Genomic DNA, 16,834 nt, shown 5'->3' with positions numbered 1-16,834 from the left:
AACCTCCTTTATCAGATTATAAATAATTTTGTGGGAAAAAGGTATCAAAAAATAAAAAAAATGAGGTGTTTTTATGAAAAGGGCAACAAAGCAAAGGCTGTCTTTGACAGCAATCATGGTTTTACTTCTCTCGGGCTGTGGAAGTGTTGGGAAAGAAACCAAAAAGCAAGAACAACAGGTATTACGGGTCGGGATTGATTCGGAATTATCAACGGCAGACGTGTCGTTGGCAATGGATAATACAGCAGCAGATGTAATGAGCCAAGTAGGGGAGGGACTTTTCTCCTTTGACGAAAAAGGAGAAGCGAAACCAGCATTGGCAACTGAAAAAGTACAGCCCTCCAATGATGGTTTAAGCTATACTTTTACGATTCGAAAAGATGCAAAATGGAGTAACGGCGAGCCAATCACAGCCAATGATTTTGTATACTCTTGGAAGCGCACAGTGGACCCAAAAACAGCTTCCCCGCAAGCGTATTACTTTGAAGGGCTAAAAAATTATCGTGCTATTGTTGACGGTGGCAAATCTAAAGAAGAGTTAGGAGTAACAGCCATTGATGACCATACCTTGGAAGTAGAGCTAAGCTATCCTATGAGTTATTTTCAACAATTATTGGCGGTATCAGCTTTTTATCCTTTAAATGAAGCATTTGTCGAAAAAACGGGCAAAAACTATGGTACATCAGCTGAGTCAACACTTTACAATGGCGCCTTCACATTAGAAGGTTGGGATGGCACGAATAATACTTGGTCCTATGTGAAGAATAAAAATTATTGGGATCAAGCGAATGTTTCGCTAGATAAGGTGGATGTCCAAGTAGTTAAAGAAGTCAATACTGGGAAAAATCTTTTCGAAGGGAAAGAATTAGATGTTGTAAAAATTTCTGGAGAAATTGTTGCACAAGAACAAGGCAATGCAGCTTTGAAAATTCGTGAAATTCCTGGAACGTATTATATCCAATTAAATACGCAAAAAGATCTTTTGGCAAATAAGAATGCACGTCGAGCAATAGCATTATCATTGAATTCTGAGCGTTTAGCTAAAAATGTTTTAAATGATGGCTCAAAAAAAGCACTTGGCTTCGTGCCAACAGGTTTCACTAATCAAGAAACGCAAAAAGATTTTGCAGAGGAATTAGGAGATTTAAATCCTAGTGAACCAGAAAAAGCGAAAGAGTTATGGCAAACGGCTAAAAAAGAATTAGGAATTGAAAAAGCGGAGCTAACCATTTTAAGTTCGGATACAGAAAATGCTAAAAAAATCAGTGAGTATGTTCAAGGAGCTTTAGCAGATAATTTAGAAAATTTAACAGTCAATGTTTCGCCAGTTCCTTTTAATAATCGTTTAGAAAAAAGTCGCAGCGGAGATTTCGACATTGTGGTTGGTGGCTGGACGCCAGTATATGCTGATCCAATCGATTTCTTAAACTTACTGCAATCAAAAAATTCCAATAATTTTGGTAAATGGTCTAATAAGACCTTTGATCAGTTGCTTCAAGAAGCAAACGTAACTTATGCAAACAAATATGAAGAACGTTGGAAAACATTACAAAAAGCGGATCAATTGGTTGCGGAAGAAGCACCCCTAGTTCCTCTTTATCAATTAACAGAAGCACGCTTAGTGGACGATTCTGTCCAAAATTTAGTCTATGGTCCATTAGGTTCAGGCTATTACAAATCAGTCTCTATCAGTGACAAGTAAAGGTTGGGAAAAAATGAAAAAAAGTCAAGCTGTTCAATTAATTCAGGAACTTTCAAATGCTAATGGTGTTTCAGGCTTTGAAACAGAAGTCGTTAGAATCCTTCAACACGCAACTGCGGATTTTACTATTCAACGGCTAGATGCTATTAAAAATTTATATCTTGAGAAGAAAAATAATCTAAGTGAAGGTCCAGTTGTGCTTTTTGATGCTCATAGTGACGAAGTGGGTTTTATGATTCAAGCAATTAAAGAAAACGGCTTGTTGCGTTTTCTTCCGTTAGGTGGCTGGGTCCCTAATACGATTTCTGCACAAAAAGTTCGGATTCGTAACCGGGAAGGCACCTATCTGCCAGGCGTAGTTACTAGTCGGCCCCCTCATTTTATGACACCAGAGGAACGTCAGCGGCCATTAACCATTGCTGATTTGACAATCGATATTGGCGCTACCTCAAAAGAAGAAGTAATTGAAACGTACAAAATCGATCTTGGTGCACCGGTCATTCCAGATGTGACGTGCTGTTACAACGAACAGACAGATCTTTTTTTAGGAAAAGCTTTTGATTGTCGCATTGGCTGTGCTTGCTTAGTGGATGTCATGGAGGAGTTGAAAGAAGAGACACTTCCATTCAAGTTAGTTGCGACAGTAACTGCACAAGAAGAAGTTGGCGAAAGAGGAGCACTTATTGCCGCAAAACAAGTCAATCCTGATTTAGCTATTGTTTTCGAAGGCTGCCCGGCTGATGATACGGCAGAAACGCCAGAGATGATTCAATCAGCAATGGGAAAAGGACCGATGTTACGTTATTTTGATGTTTCTATGATTACGAATCCGGAATTTCAAGAGTATGCACTAGAGATTGCTAAAATACACAAAATTCCTGTTCAAGTTTCTGTTCGAAGTGGTGGTGGAACCAATGGCATGGCGATTACACAAGTTCAAGGAGCCCCGACGATTGTTGTAGGAATTCCTGTCCGTTACGCTCACACACCCCATTGCTATGTAGATTTTCAAGATTACCAAGCGGCGAAAGAATTAGTCATTCAATTAATCAAAAATTTAGATGCTGACAAAATTCAAGCACTGGTTCAGCCATTGTCAAAGGAGTGGAACAAATGAAGATTTATGTATCATGCGATATTGAAGGATTAGCAGGTATTGCGACATTTGATATGGAAAAAGAAGACACCGTTTTATTCCGAGAATTATATCACCAACATGTGGCTTGGTTAATTGAAGGGATTCAAAAGAGTGCCAAAAATGAACAAATTACAGAAATTACTATTGCCGATTCGCATAGCCGTGGATTGAATTTAGCTTATGCGCGCTTGGCAGAAATGGATGAACGAATTTCCTTAGTGAGCGGCTTTCCTCGCATGGATTATATGATGAGTGGCTTGGATAGTAGCTATGATGTAGTCTTTTTCTTAGGTTATCATGCCGGTATTGGTAAACAAAAAGGGAATATGGATCATGGGTATAGCGCTAGTGTTGCTTATGATTTAAAAATAAACGACTTAGCGATGAATGAAACGACAATTAATGCAGCTTACGCTAGCGAATTAGGTGTCCCTGTTGGTTTAATTATCGGTGAATCAGGCTTAGAGGAACAACTTTTTCAAGAAAAAATGATGTCCAAAGTTCCCTTTGTTTCCACCAAAGAATCTCTGGGACGTTATGCAATCAAAAATAGACCCATGCAACAAGTTCGGGAAGCTATCGTAGCGACTACAAGTCAGGTGTTAACTTCCTTTGCGTTGTCTGAATTACCCCGATATGCCTTGCAAACACCTGCAACTGTAAAATTGCAATGTGTGACGACAGCACAAGCAGATCGTATTGAAATGTTACCAATGATTAAACGCATTGATGGTAGAACTGTTTCATTTGTAGGTGAAACGATGAAAGATGTCATGAATGGAATTGTCGCTGTGGTTGGTTTAGGCGGAACAAGTTATTAAAGTAAGAAGCTTACGGAAAAAACGAATGGACATTTTTTTCTGTAAGCTTCTTGCTATAGTTATTTCTATTTTTGTTTCTCTAGAATTTCTTTGCTTAAACGTTGTGCAGTTGGTGTCACCGCAAGACCGCCTTCAGCGGTTTCCTTGAAAATTTGTGGCATTTGGCGTCCCACTTGGTACATTGCGTGGATGACTTCATCTGGCGGAATGACACTTCGAATCCCCGCTAAAGCCATATCAGCTGAGATGAAGGCTTGAGAAGAACCTAATGCATTTCGCTTCACGCAAGGGACTTCAACAAGTCCTGCAACAGGATCACAAATGAGGCCCATCATATTTTTTATCGTAATAGCCACAGCTTGAGCAGATTGATCAGGCGTACCGCCAGAAGCCGCAACTAAAGCGGCACTGGCCATTGCACTAGCAGAACCGACTTCAGCTTGACAACCACCTTCGGCACCGCTGATTGAGGCATTGTTGGCAATCACTAAGCCAAAAGCCCCAGCGGTAAATAGAAAATCCAATTGTTGCTGATGGGTTAACTTTAAGCGATCAATAACTGCCAACAAGACGCCAGAAACTACTCCGGCACTGCCTGCGGTTGGTGTAGCACAAATCAAGCCCATTTTTGCATTAACTTCATTAACAGCAATCGCATTTCGCACGGCTTGTAAAATGGTCTCACCGCTTAAAAAGTTGCCTGAATGTATGTAATCATTTAAGCGGGTTGCATCGCCACCAGTTAGCCCTGTTACTGAGGTAACACCAGCGATTCCTTCAGCGACAGATTGTTTCATAACGGCTAGATTTTTTTCCATTGTTTCAATAATTCGTTCACGAGAATACCCGCCATGAGCCATTTCTGTTGCAATCATTAATTCGCTCACAGAAGGGTACTCTTTCGCTTGAGCTACCAAATCTTCAATTGAATAAAACATCGTATTACTCCTTTACGTTCATTTAGTCAAAATAGTTAACGCTATATATATGAGGGATTTCAGCTAATTGCATGACAATGTCACCGACTTCGGCTTGATCAACTTCAATAATCATAATCGCTTTTTCCCCTTTAGATTCTCGGGTAACGGTCATTGTACTAATATTGATATCGCTAGCTGAAAGGATGTTGGTCACCTTAGCAATCATGCCAGGAACATCTTGATGAACAACGATAAATGTTGGCGTGCCCATACTTAAAGACAATTTGAAGCCATTTAATTCAGAAATTTGAATGTTTCCACCACCAATTGAAATTCCTGTCACAGATAGTTTTCGGTCGCCAGAAGAAACCACAATTTTAACGGAATTAGGGTGGTCTGCTTTTTCACTTTTAGGAATAAAACAAACTTCCATTCCTTGTTCATAAGCAATTTCCAAAGAATTGGCTAGTTGCTCATCATCTGGTTCCATACCTAAAAGGCCGCCAACTAAGGCGATATCTGTTCCGTGACCACGATAAGTTTTAGCAAAAGACTCATATAAATAAATGTCAACGCTATCAGGTTGCTGTCCAAAAATACTCCGAACCACTTTTCCAATTCTTGCCGCTCCAGCTGTATGAGAACTGCTTGGACCAATCATAACAGGTCCGATAATATCAAAAACACTATTAAAGCGTAACTCTTCCATTTCAGCACCTTCTTCATTAGAATATGTTTTCATTGGAAGTCTAACACAAAAAATGGCGGGGAACTAGGCAATCGCTTGTGTTTTAGCGAATAATTTAAATTTTTATCAGAATGAAAGCAAGGGGCCTTCGTTGACAAATCAGTGAAGAGATGCTAAATTCTAGATAATAAAAGACGAAAAGAGGGATTCGTGCGTTGAAAATTTAAGTTAATTTTTTAGAGAAACTGTATAACTTTGCCTGATTATAACGGGTGGAGTGTGCGGATTTTCGGAAATTAGCTTAAAGAATTCAGCCACGGGTCTTTTTGTATACCTTGGATTGATGCCGCTGATTTCCGTAAAGCTGCATCAATTTTGCTTTATGGAGGTATATTTATGTCGAAAATTGAACTAAAACAACTATCTTTTGCCTATGATAATCAAGAAGTATTGCTTTTTGATCAGGCAAATATCACGATGGATACCAATTGGAAATTAGGATTGATTGGCCGCAATGGCCGTGGGAAAACAACATTATTAAGATTGTTACAAAAGCAGTTGGATTACCAAGGAGAGATTCTTCATCAAGTCGATTTCGTCTATTTTCCACAAACAGTTGCAGAAGAACAACAGCTCACTTATTATGTCTTACAAGAGGTGACTTCTTTTGAACAGTGGGAATTAGAACGAGAATTAACGCTTTTAAACGTTGATCCTGAAGTTTTATGGCGGCCCTTTTCTTCTTTATCAGGCGGCGAAAAGACGAAAGTTTTATTAGGTCTTCTTTTTATTGAAGAAAATGCCTTTCCTTTAATTGACGAGCCAACAAATCACTTAGATCTAGCTGGCAGACAACAAGTGGCTGAATATTTGAAGAAAAAGAAACACGGGTTTATTTTAGTCAGCCACGATCGGGCATTTGTTGATGAAGTGGTTGATCATATTTTGGCGATTGAAAAAAGTCAATTGACGCTGTATCAAGGGAATTTTTCTATTTATGAAGAGCAAAAAAAATTAAGAGATGCTTTTGAACTAGCAGAAAATGAAAAAATCAAAAAAGAAGTCAATCGCTTGAAAGAAACCGCTCGTAAAAAAGCGGAATGGTCGATGAACCGTGAAGGTGATAAGTACGGCAATGCTAAAGAAAAAGGGAGCGGGGCGATTTTTGATACAGGAGCCATTGGTGCCCGGGCAGCGCGCGTAATGAAGCGCTCGAAACACATTCAACAACGCGCCGAAACACAATTAGCAGAAAAAGAAAAACTATTAAAAGATATTGAGTATATTGATTCTTTGTCAATGGATTATCAGCCAACGCATCACAAAACATTATTGACGGTGGAAGAGCTTCGTCTGGGCTACGAGAAAAATTGGCTATTTGCGCCAATTTCTTTTTCAATAAACGCGGGAGAAATTGTTGGAATAACAGGAAAAAATGGCTCAGGAAAATCGAGCTTGATTCAGTATTTGTTGGGGGATTTTTCTGGAGATTCAGAAGGAGAAGCCACTTTGGCTCACCAATTAACCATTTCTTATGTGCGCCAAGATTATGAAGACAATCAAGGAACTTTATCTGAATTTGCAGAGAAAAATCAGTTAGATTACACCCAATTTTTAAATAACTTACGAAAACTTGGGATGGAGCGCGCCGTTTTCACTAATCGAATTGAACAAATGAGTATGGGCCAACGAAAAAAAGTCGAAGTAGCCAAATCATTGTCTCAATCAGCTGAGCTTTATATTTGGGATGAACCCCTTAATTACTTGGATGTGTTTAATCATCAACAATTAGAAGCGCTAATCTTATCTGTGAAGCCTGCAATGCTAGTGATTGAGCATGATGCGCATTTCATGAAGAAAATAACGGATAAAAAAATTGTCTTGAAATCATAAAAACATCTTGAAAAAGTAAAGGGAATCCTGTATAGTAATAGGGTATGTTTTAAATGTACGTTGAGTGGGAGGGGAAATCTCAACCCCATTAACCACGCACGAGAACTTAAGGAGGTATTTTCGTGGCTAAAAAAGTAGAAAAAATCGTTAAATTACAAATTCCTGCGGGGAAAGCAACACCAGCTCCACCAGTAGGTCCAGCGTTAGGTCAAGCAGGTATCAACATCATGGGATTCACTAAAGAATTCAATGCTCGTACAGCTGACCAAGCAGGCTTAATTATTCCAGTAGTAATCTCTGTATATGAAGATCGTTCATTTACATTCATTACTAAAACACCACCTGCTGCAGTCTTATTGAAAAAAGCTGCAAAAATCGAAAAAGGTTCAGGTGAACCAAACAAAACTAAAGTTGCAACAGTTTCAAGCGATCAAGTGAAAGAAATCGCTGAACTTAAAATGGCAGACCTAAACGCCGCTGACGTTGAAGCAGCAATGCGCATGGTTGCAGGAACTGCACGAAGCATGGGTATCATCGTAGAATAATTTTTATTCCACACTTACTCAAAGAAGTAGCTTCTCAGTTCGTTTCATATTTAAAGATATGAAAGACGTGGGAGGTACAACCGTTATAACCACAATCAAGGAGGAAACAAAATGGCTAAAAAGAGCAAAAAAATGCAAGAAGCATTGAAAAAAGTTGATGCTACAAAAGCTTACTCAGTTGAAGAAGCAGTAGCTTTAGCAAAAGATACAAACATCGCGAAATTTGACGCAACAGTTGAAGTTGCTTACAAATTGAACGTTGACCCTAAAAAAGCAGACCAACAAATCCGTGGAGCAGTTGTGCTTCCAAACGGAACTGGTAAAACACAAACTGTTTTAGTATTCGCTAAAGGCGAAAAAGCTAAAGAAGCTGAAGCTGCTGGTGCAGATTTCGTAGGCGACGACGACATGGTTGCAAAAATCCAAGGTGGATGGTTCGACTTTGACGTAGTTGTTGCGACTCCTGACATGATGGCTACAGTTGGTAAATTAGGCCGTGTCTTAGGACCAAAAGGTTTAATGCCAAACCCTAAAACTGGTACTGTAACAATGGACGTTACAAAAGCTGTTGAAGAAGTTAAAGCTGGTAAAGTAACTTACCGCGTTGACAAAGCTGGTAACATCCACGTACCAATCGGTAAAGTTTCATTTGATAACGAAAAATTGGTTGAAAACTTCAACACAATTAACGACGTATTATTGAAAGCTAAACCATCAACTGCTAAAGGTCAATACATCAAAAACATTTCAGTAACAACAACATTTGGACCTGGAATCCACGTTGACCAAGCTTCTTTCTAATTTGAAAGAAAATAATTAAAAAATTCTTGACTCACTCACTTACCCTATGGTAAAGTGAGTGAGGTTAATAATTAACTGTACCGAAGACAGTAGGTGACGCAAGTCTTAATTTCCTACCGAGGACAATTGTTGAGTTATATACAATTCGGTCCCTCTATGTCTACGGTGGCATGGAGTTTTGTTGTTTTACACGACTTTTTGAAAAAAAGCCGATGTAAAACAATACTTGGCGAACGAAGTGAGCGAAGTTTCATTTGATTCTTCTACTTTACATAACGTAAACCAAGTCCAACTCCACCATCAAAATCAGGAGGTGAAATAAATGAGTGAAGCAGCAATCGCTAAAAAAGAAACCCTAGTTCAAGCAGCCGCTGAGAAATTTGAATCAGCAGCATCAGTTGTAATCGTGGACTACCGTGGTTTAACAGTTGAAGAAGTCACTAACTTACGTAAACAATTACGTGATGCAGGCGTAGAAATGAAAGTCATCAAAAACTCAATCCTTTCTCGTGCAGCTAAAAAAGTTGGTTTAGACGGCTTAGACGAAGTCTTTACAGGCCCAACTGCTGTCGCATTCAGCAACGACGATGTAGTAGCACCAGCTAAAATCATCGACGAATTTGCTAAAGATGCAAAAGCATTAGAAATCAAAGGTGGCGTCATCGAAGGAAAAGTTTCTTCAGTGGAACAAATTACTGCCTTGGCAAAACTACCAAACCGCGAAGGTTTACTATCTATGCTATTATCTGTATTACAAGCGCCAGTCCGCAACGTGGCTTACGCTGTCAAAGCAGTGGCAGAGAAAAACGAAGAAGTTGCTTAATTGCAGTCTAATTCAAACAAATAAAAAACAAACAATTTTAATTTAAATGGAGGAAATTCAAAATGGCATTAAACATTGAAAACATCGTTGCTGAGTTAGAAACAGCAACTATCTTAGAACTAAGCGAATTAGTTAAAGCTATCGAAGAAAAATTTGACGTATCAGCAGCAGCTCCTGTAGCAGTAGCTGGACCAGCAGCAGGTGGAGCAGCAGAAGAACAAACTGAATTCACTGTTGAATTAACAGCAGCTGGCGATCAAAAAGTTAAAGTTATCAAAGCAGTTCGTGAAGCAACTGGCTTAGGCTTGAAAGAAGCTAAAGCTGTAGTTGATGGCGCTCCTGCACCAGTTAAAGAAGCTGTTTCTAAAGAAGAAGCAGAAGCTTTAAAAGCTGCTTTAGAAGAAGTTGGCGCTTCAGTAACAGTAAAATAATTCATTCAACTTTTGAATGTTCGAGAACCCTTGTGTGGCAAGGGTTCTTTTTTATTAAGCTTTTAAATGGTGGTAAAGTTAGTGAATTGATTGTCAAAATAATCTTTTCGTTTAATAAAGATAAGCATTCCTAGCTAAAGAGAAAATCCAGAGGATCTTAACCTCTGGATTTGATAATTTTCTATAAATTCTCGTTACCAATATTATTTGATAAAAAGCAAATTATTTAAATAGTGACTGAATAGTAGGTCTATTTCTTTTTATTTTTTATAATGAATATACTAACTAAAGATAGTAAGATGATTCCAATGATAGTAAATAAAACTGATTTTTTTTCGCCAGTACTGGGAAATATCCCCTTTTTGTGCTCGGTTGAACTTGATGTAGTAGCTTTCTTCGAACTGCTCGTAGTTGTTTGTAATGTAGATTCTGTATTAGTAGTATCCGAAGAAACACTTTCAGCACTTTGATTAATTGACGTATAATCGTTTGCTTTTATTTTATCTGCCATTGATGCTAAACCATAATCACCACGGACATCAGATGGGTAATTTTGGTTAGCGTAGTCTACCTTGACTTGATTAATTAAATCGACGAGTGTTTGATCGCTTAAATTATTTACAACATCACTATTTAAATCATATACATAAATTAACGAAAGTCGAATTTGAGGTAAATAATTTTTTAAGTCATCAATCGTTAATGTTGAGTAATCTGTAGAGTAGGAGTCCTCCGGGATAGGTTTCTCACCATATAATTTAGTAATCATTCTCGCTGTTCCACTGATGTCTTGGTTTACAAAATGAAACGAAACTTTTTTTGCGTAGTCCAGTTCGTCATCAGATAAACGATTTATCAAGGTTTCTGTTAAACCATACATACCTACGTAATTAAGAAGTGTTTGACGAAGCGATGGAAGTTCCTCGCTTTCAGCTGTAAGTGCTGTTGAATCAGTTGAAGCATTAATTGTTGTTGCTGAAGTTTCTTGAGTTAAAGAAGTAACTGTTGACTTTTCCACAGAAGCTTCATTAGCCGAATCTTCTGCCCATACATTAGAAACTGATAGTGTGGTAATCGAAACAAAACAAAAGAGTCCTAAAAACATTTTTTTCATTTTAATCATTCCTTTCGTTACCTATTGTAACATTTTTGAAATATTTTTGTAACAATTAAATATTAAGAAAAGCTTAAGAATATATACTAGGTGATAAAAAATATAAATTTTAAACTATTAATCTATCAAAAATACGATCCGTAGAGACTATTACATTAGTTTCAAAATATTTCAAAGGTGTTGGTTAAAGAAGTACTGTATTCGCTTAATGGTAGTTTCGAGTAAATTAGTCATTATATAAAAGATTGACAAGTATGCTGCATAGCGAAAACTTCGTCAATCTTTTAAAAGGATAAAAATACAGATTTAAGAATAATGACAATTTATTTTAAGTCAAAAACTGTTGACGATATTGTCGAGGTGTCATCTCTTTTTTCTGGAAGAAAAATTTTGAAAAATAAGAAGGTGAAGAAAAACCTGCTTCAAAACTGATTTCCGTGATGGTTAAGGAACTTTTTCTTAACAGAGAACAGGCTTTTTGCAATTTTAAGTTTTGTACATAAATACTAGGATTTGTTTGTTCATAACGCTGAAATAGCTTAAATAAATAGCTACGATCAATGTTATACTCAGAAGCTAATTGACTAATTGAAAGATTGTTTGAAAAATTTTCGTGAATAGCCATTTTAATTTGGTTAAATAATTGTTGGCTTTGATTTTCGTGCTGTGTAACGGAATGATGCTCTAGATAATTCAACAATTGAAAGCTTTCACTTAAACTGCCAAAATGATTATGTTTCTTCGCTTCTTGGTAAATATTTTTAAATAAACTTTCTAATTTCTTATCAACAGTTCCTTTTAAAATACAATTTTCGGTAGTCAGGCCTATTTTTTCTAAATACTGAGACGAAAGATCTCCAACAAAACCGACCCAATGATAGGTCCAAGGATTTTGCCGATTAGGATAATAAATATTGCGACAATTGGCTGGAATCATAAACAAATCGCCAGCGGTAATGTGTTGTTTTTCCATAAAGGGTGTTGAAAAATAGCCTTCACCATCGCTACAATAATGCAAAACCCAATAATTAATGGGGGCAAACTCAGTTGGTTTTGTCGGACGGCATTTTTCATAGCCAGCTTCATAAAGATGAAATTCTTGGCTAATAGGTTGATCATTAATCAGGATGCTGACATTATTTGTAAAAACATTTTGCATGCTATCACCTCTTTATAAGAGTATGTAAAGGCTTTCTAAAAGTCAACATCTTTACAAGAAATAGGCAACATTTTTTATTTTTAAAAAACTGTAAGCGTTTTACAATGTGTGAGTACTAATTAATTTGATAAAGAGAGGATGTAGTAAAATGGCAACACATTCACGGGAACGATTAGGTTCTGTCGCATTGATGCTCATGACTTTTTCAGCGGTTTTTGCCTTTCCCAGCATTGTTAACAACAGTATTCAGATTGGCCTAGCAACTATTCCAGGCTATTTATTCGGCTCTATTTTTTACTTTTTACCATTTATTCTAATGATTGCAGAATTTGCTTCTGCTAATTCTGAAAATGAATCAGGTGTTCACAGTTGGTTGGAATCTGTGCTAGGACCTAAATGGGCATTTTTAGGCGCTTGGTCGTATTTCTTTGTCAACTTGTTTTTCTTCTGTTCATTGCTACCGAATACATTGATTTATGGTTCATACGCTTTTTTAGGTCAAAACGTTTTTCAAGGAAACCATAGTACTAAAATAATTGCAGTGATTTCTATTCTGTTATTTTGGTTAATGACATGGGTTTGTATTAAAGGGGTTTCGTGGATTTCGAAAGTGACTAGCTTAGCGGGTGGTGCTCGTTTATTTATGGGCGTAGCTTTTGTGGTTTTAGCCTTTGTCGTCGTGTTTGGTTTTGGCAATGAGCCAGCGCAAGAGTTTACCACGACGTCAATTATGCCAACTTTTAATTGGACTTTTTTCATGACGATGGCGTGGATTTTACAAGCTGTTGGCGGTGGTGAAAGTATCGGCGTATACATTAAGGATGTTAAAGGCGGCAATAAAACGTTTGTCCGCACGATGATTGGTGCAACGATTGCGGTCGGTATCATGTATATTCTTGGTGCCGTCGCTGTAGGTTTGGTAGTGCCAACGGACGTCTTAAAAGGAAATTTTTCAAATGGTATTTTTGATATCTTTAAAATTTTAGGTACGTATTTCCATATTCCCGCAGCAATGATGGTGCGCTTAGTAGGAATTATCTTATTTGTCGGAAGTCTTGGTTCTTTGGCTCTGTGGACAGCAGCACCAGTTAAAGTATTTTTCTCAGAAATTCCTGATGGGGTCTTCGGTAAGTGGCTAGTGAAAACGAACGAAGAGGGAAATCCAACCAATGCTTTGTTAGTTCAAGGAATTATTGTGACGATTTTAGTTGCTATTCCAGCACTAGGAATTGGAAATATGGATAGCTTTTTAGAAACGTTAATTAATATGACAGCTTCTACGTCATTAGTGCCTGTCTTGTTCTTGTTAATCGCCTATATTGGGCTTCGTTGGAAAAAAGAAACAATGCCGAGAAGTTTCCGGTTTGGTAATCGAACCTTTGGCTTAATTGCGGGGATTTTCTTATTAGCCATTTTTATCTTTGTATTCTTTATGTCAACTGTGCCGGATCCAAAATTAATCATGGAAGAAATCAATGGCACATTACCGAAAGGAACCGCTAGTCCACTGGGCATGTTGGCGTATAACATCATTGGTTTAATTGTCTTTATGGGCTTTGCTTGGATTTGTTGGAAACGGTATGAAACAAAAGAAAAAAATGAAGTTGGTAAAGGAGAAATGGATTATGAAGACTTGGGAAAATTATAAAGTAGATAGTATCAATCGGTTGCCTGGACGAGCACATTTTTCGAGCTTTCCTTCGAAAGAAACAGCCTTACTAAATGAAAATAAATATACACAAGCATACAAAAATTTAAACGGATGCTGGCATTTTCTCTTTTTAGAAGCTCCAGAATACAGCCCAGAAAACTTTTTTGCGACGGACTTTGATACAAGCCAAATGGATCAAATCACTGTTCCTGGAAATTGGCAAGTCCAAGGATATGGCAAAATGCATTACTCTGATTTATGGTACAATTTTCCCATTAATCCGCCGTATGTACCAACGGAAAATCCAACAGGTATTTATAAACGGACATTTGCTATAGATGAAACATTTCACGATAAAAAAATCATTTTACGTTTTTGTGGCGTAGATTCAGCTTATCATGTTTGGGTGAACGGCCATGAAGTTGGCTACAGTAAAGGTGCACGAAATGAAGCAGAATTTGACATTACGCCTTACGCTAAAATTGGTGAAACAAATGATTTAACGGTGCGAGTCTATCAATGGTCAGATGGTACGTATTTAGAGGATCAAGATATGTGGTGGTTAAGTGGTATTTTTCGTGATGTTGAATTACTCGGTGTACCAGAAAATGGGCTGGAAGATTTCTTTATTATTTCCGATTTAGATGATTCGTATCAAAATGGCCACTTGGCAATTACGGGTAAATTTTGGCAAGACAAAGGACAACAAGTTCAATTGGAGTTGATGGATCAGCAGGGAAAAACGGTTCTTAAAGAGACTGTCGCAGGAAATCAAGGTAAGGTTGAATTTTCAGCAAGTTTACCGTCTGTCACTGCTTGGTCAGCTGAAAAACCATACTTGTATCAACTATTTATCACTGTTTTTTCTGAAGGGGAAGTCGTCGAAGTTATTCCGCAAAAAGTTGGTTTCAGAAATATTCATGTATCTGGTGAGACTTTCTTAGTCAATGGTGTGGCCATTAAACTAAAAGGAATGAATCGTCATGATTATAATCCGAAAAATGGTCGAGTGGTTAGTCGTGAAGAAATTGAAAAAGATATTCGTTTAATGAAACAATTTAATATTAATGCCATTCGAACCAGTCATTATCCAGCATCTGCTTATTTCTATGATTTATGCGATGAATATGGAATGTATGTGATTGATGAAACTGATTTGGAATGTCACGGCTTTGAATTAACCGGAGAATATGATTGGATTAGCAACGATCCAGAATGGGAAACGGCTTATGTTTCTCGGATGGTACGGATGATTCAACGGGATAAAAACCATCCATCAATTCTCTTTTGGTCGTTAGGAAATGAATCTGCGTTTGGTTATAACTTTATTGAAATGGCCCGTCTTGCCAAAGAAATGGATCCAACACGTTTGGTTCATTATGAAGGTGATTTTGAGGCAGAGGTCACGGATGTCTATTCTACAATGTATACTTGGTTGGAACACCCAACTAGAGAATTACTGATGAATACGATTATTGAAAATTCAAAAAAACCGCATATTTTATGTGAATATTGTCATGCGATGGGGAATGGCCCTGGGAATTTAAAAGAATACCAAGAGCTATTTTATGCTCATGATAAATTACAAGGTGGCTTTATTTGGGAATGGTTTGACCATGGCATTGAATCTGTAACAGATAACGGTGAAGTTTATTATCGTTATGGCGGCGATTTCGGCGATGATCCAAGTAACAAAGATTTTTGTATTGATGGGATGTTGATGCCTGACCGTACGCCATCTCCTAGCTTGTATGAATACAAAAAAGTCATTGAACCCATTACAACTAGCGCTATTGACGTTCTGTCAGGTGAATTCTCATTATTGAGTCGGTTTGACTTTGAAAACTTGGCTATCTTTAAGCTGGTTTATACAATTACTGAAGATCAAACAGTGATTCAATCAGGGACAGTAGCAGTGCCAGCAATTGCTGCTAGAGAAGAAGGAAGACTGCACTTACCTTATCATTTAGATTTTCCTAAAAAGGCAGGAGCCGCCTATTATTTAACTCTTTCATATCAATTGAAAGAAACGACCGCCTATGCATCTGCTGGTCATGAATTAGCTACCGCACAGTTTGAGTTGCCAATTGCAACACCAGGGATTGAGATCACACCAGTTGGCTCGCTAATGGCAAAGGAAATTGGCCCTCATTTATACATTGAAGGACCAAACTTTTCAATTAATTTTGATAAAGTGAAGGGTGCCTTAACGAATGTGACACGAGATGGTAAAAAATTATTGCATAAAGGGCCGAAATTTACATTTTGGCGGGCACCGATCAGTAATGATATGGAAATTATTGATGAAATGAAGAAGAAATATTTCTTACATTTAGAGCATGAAATTGTCCGTTCTTTTGAGTGGAAAAAAGTTGATGATTTTATCCAAGTCATCGTAAAAACAATTAACGGAACGACTAACAGTGCTTGGCATTATCAATGTACCTATCAGTATTTAATTGCACCAAATGGCGAAATTTTCTTCGATTTAAAAGGTAGTCCTGCTGGTAAAATTGAAAATGCGCCAGATATGTTACCACGTTTGGGTGTGACTCTCCATTTAGACAAGTCTCTATCAGAAGTAAAATATTTCGGTAAAGGGCCGAGAGAAAACTATGTAGATTCACAAGAAGCTGGTTTACTTGGCGTTTATGATGCTACAGTGGCGGAAATGTTCACTAATTATGTTGTTCCACAAGCCAATGGTAACCACATGGCGACTAAATGGTCCGCATTCACGGATGATCGCGGCCAAGGGGTAGTAGCAACAGCGGCTGATTCATATAATTTTAGTGTTTCTTATTTTGAAGAACAAGCGCTAGATGTTGCTAAGCATACCAATGAAGTACAAGAAAGTGAGTATGTTGTTTTAAATATCGATTACAAACAAAACGCCCTAGGTAGCTACTCTTGTGGCCAGTGGCAATTAGAAAAATACCGGACTACGTTTGAAGAATTCCAATTGGCATTCCGCTTAACACCTTTTAATAATAAAGAGATTCAAGCAGCGGATGTCGCACATGAACGAGTAAAACGACCAACAATTTCTTAAATAAAAGCTCAGAACAGTGCACTTCGGTCTCCTGTTCTGAGTTTTTTTAATGAAATTATCAGAAATTATTGCTTTTTTTTCATGGAAATAAGCAAA

General features: G+C 37.7%; 14 protein-coding genes and 1 other annotated feature. Of the genes, 10 read left to right on the top strand and 4 right to left on the bottom strand.

From position 1 onward, the window contains the following. Positions 1 to 73: 73 nt before the first annotated feature. From IGL42_RS10630 to IGL42_RS10620, 3 genes are read left to right on the top strand one after another with little or no spacing between them, the layout of a single operon-like run. Positions 74 to 1,702 carry a peptide ABC transporter substrate-binding protein gene (locus IGL42_RS10630; RefSeq protein ID WP_185776357.1) on the top strand — a complete coding sequence of 543 codons (1,629 nt, stop codon included), beginning with the start codon at positions 74 to 76 and terminating at the stop codon, positions 1,700 to 1,702. A 13-nt stretch (positions 1,703 to 1,715) separates the two neighbouring features. Further along, positions 1,716 to 2,819 carry a M42 family metallopeptidase gene (locus IGL42_RS10625; protein WP_002356417.1) on the top strand — a complete coding sequence of 368 codons (1,104 nt, stop codon included), beginning with the start codon at positions 1,716 to 1,718 and terminating at the stop codon, positions 2,817 to 2,819. After that, on the top strand, positions 2,816 to 3,661 hold the full coding sequence (locus IGL42_RS10620; RefSeq protein WP_002362310.1) for a M55 family metallopeptidase: 846 nt from the start codon (positions 2,816 to 2,818) through the stop codon (positions 3,659 to 3,661). Before IGL42_RS10625 ends, IGL42_RS10620 begins: the two co-directional genes overlap by 4 nt. Before the next feature lie 65 nt (positions 3,662 to 3,726). Here the strand turns inward: IGL42_RS10620 and sdaAA are convergent, their stop codons facing one another. Then, entirely contained in the window at positions 3,727 to 4,599 is an 873-nt protein-coding gene (sdaAA, locus tag IGL42_RS10615; RefSeq protein WP_002367199.1) for an L-serine ammonia-lyase, iron-sulfur-dependent, subunit alpha, read from the bottom strand. Positions 4,600 to 4,621: 22 nt separating this feature from the next. Next, positions 4,622 to 5,290 carry an L-serine ammonia-lyase, iron-sulfur-dependent subunit beta gene (gene sdaAB / locus IGL42_RS10610; RefSeq protein ID WP_002414070.1) on the bottom strand — a complete coding sequence of 223 codons (669 nt, stop codon included), beginning with the start codon at positions 5,288 to 5,290 and terminating at the stop codon, positions 4,622 to 4,624. A 375-nt stretch (positions 5,291 to 5,665) separates the two neighbouring features. On the opposite strand from sdaAB, the gene lsa(A) reads away from it, so the two are divergent. From lsa(A) to rplL, 5 genes are all read left to right on the top strand, one after another. Beyond that, positions 5,666 to 7,162 (top strand): ABC-F type ribosomal protection protein Lsa(A), encoded by a 1,497-nt coding sequence (gene lsa(A) / locus IGL42_RS10605; protein WP_010710665.1) that lies wholly within the window; start codon positions 5,666 to 5,668, stop codon positions 7,160 to 7,162. 122 nt (positions 7,163 to 7,284) lie between these two features. Beyond that, positions 7,285 to 7,707, top strand: a complete 423-nt coding sequence (rplK, locus tag IGL42_RS10600) for a 50S ribosomal protein L11 (protein ID WP_002356424.1) — start codon at positions 7,285 to 7,287, stop codon at positions 7,705 to 7,707. A 111-nt stretch (positions 7,708 to 7,818) separates the two neighbouring features. Beyond that, complete coding sequence (rplA, locus tag IGL42_RS10595) at positions 7,819 to 8,508, top strand: 50S ribosomal protein L1 (protein ID WP_002356425.1); 690 nt, start codon at positions 7,819 to 7,821, stop codon at positions 8,506 to 8,508. A gap of 62 nt (positions 8,509 to 8,570) precedes the next feature. After that, positions 8,571 to 8,700: a sequence feature (ribosomal protein L10 leader region), on the top strand. 130 nt (positions 8,701 to 8,830) lie between these two features. After that, entirely contained in the window at positions 8,831 to 9,331 is a 501-nt protein-coding gene (gene rplJ / locus IGL42_RS10590) for a 50S ribosomal protein L10 (protein WP_002356426.1), read from the top strand. Positions 9,332 to 9,393: 62 nt separating this feature from the next. Then, positions 9,394 to 9,762 carry a 50S ribosomal protein L7/L12 gene (gene rplL, locus IGL42_RS10585; RefSeq protein WP_002356427.1) on the top strand — a complete coding sequence of 123 codons (369 nt, stop codon included), beginning with the start codon at positions 9,394 to 9,396 and terminating at the stop codon, positions 9,760 to 9,762. 250 nt (positions 9,763 to 10,012) lie between these two features. Here rplL and IGL42_RS10580 read toward each other — a convergent pair whose 3' ends face one another. Together IGL42_RS10580 and IGL42_RS10575 are read right to left on the bottom strand one after the other, a co-directional pair. Continuing rightward, positions 10,013 to 10,885 (bottom strand): LPXTG cell wall anchor domain-containing protein, encoded by an 873-nt coding sequence (locus IGL42_RS10580; RefSeq protein ID WP_002367197.1) that lies wholly within the window; start codon positions 10,883 to 10,885, stop codon positions 10,013 to 10,015. 319 nt (positions 10,886 to 11,204) lie between these two features. Then, a complete protein-coding gene (locus tag IGL42_RS10575; RefSeq protein ID WP_002356429.1) occupies positions 11,205 to 12,035 on the bottom strand; it encodes an AraC family transcriptional regulator in 831 nt (276 codons plus the stop codon). 148 nt (positions 12,036 to 12,183) lie between these two features. On the opposite strand from IGL42_RS10575, the gene IGL42_RS10570 reads away from it, so the two are divergent. Together IGL42_RS10570 and ebgA are read left to right on the top strand one after the other, a co-directional pair. Beyond that, positions 12,184 to 13,683 (top strand): amino acid permease, encoded by a 1,500-nt coding sequence (locus IGL42_RS10570; protein WP_002359464.1) that lies wholly within the window; start codon positions 12,184 to 12,186, stop codon positions 13,681 to 13,683. Beyond that, the gene (ebgA, locus tag IGL42_RS10565) at positions 13,616 to 16,738 is read left to right on the top strand and encodes a beta-galactosidase subunit alpha (RefSeq protein ID WP_029656548.1); all 3,123 of its coding nucleotides are present in this window, start codon (positions 13,616 to 13,618) and stop codon (positions 16,736 to 16,738) included. The genes IGL42_RS10570 and ebgA overlap by 68 nt, the downstream gene beginning before the upstream one ends. Positions 16,739 to 16,834: the final 96 nt, after the last annotated feature.

The organism is Enterococcus sp. DIV0712, assembly GCF_050554855.1.
Lineage (GTDB): Bacteria > Bacillota > Bacilli > Lactobacillales > Enterococcaceae > Enterococcus > Enterococcus faecalis.
This window is presented reverse-complemented; position numbering and strand designations above follow the sequence as displayed.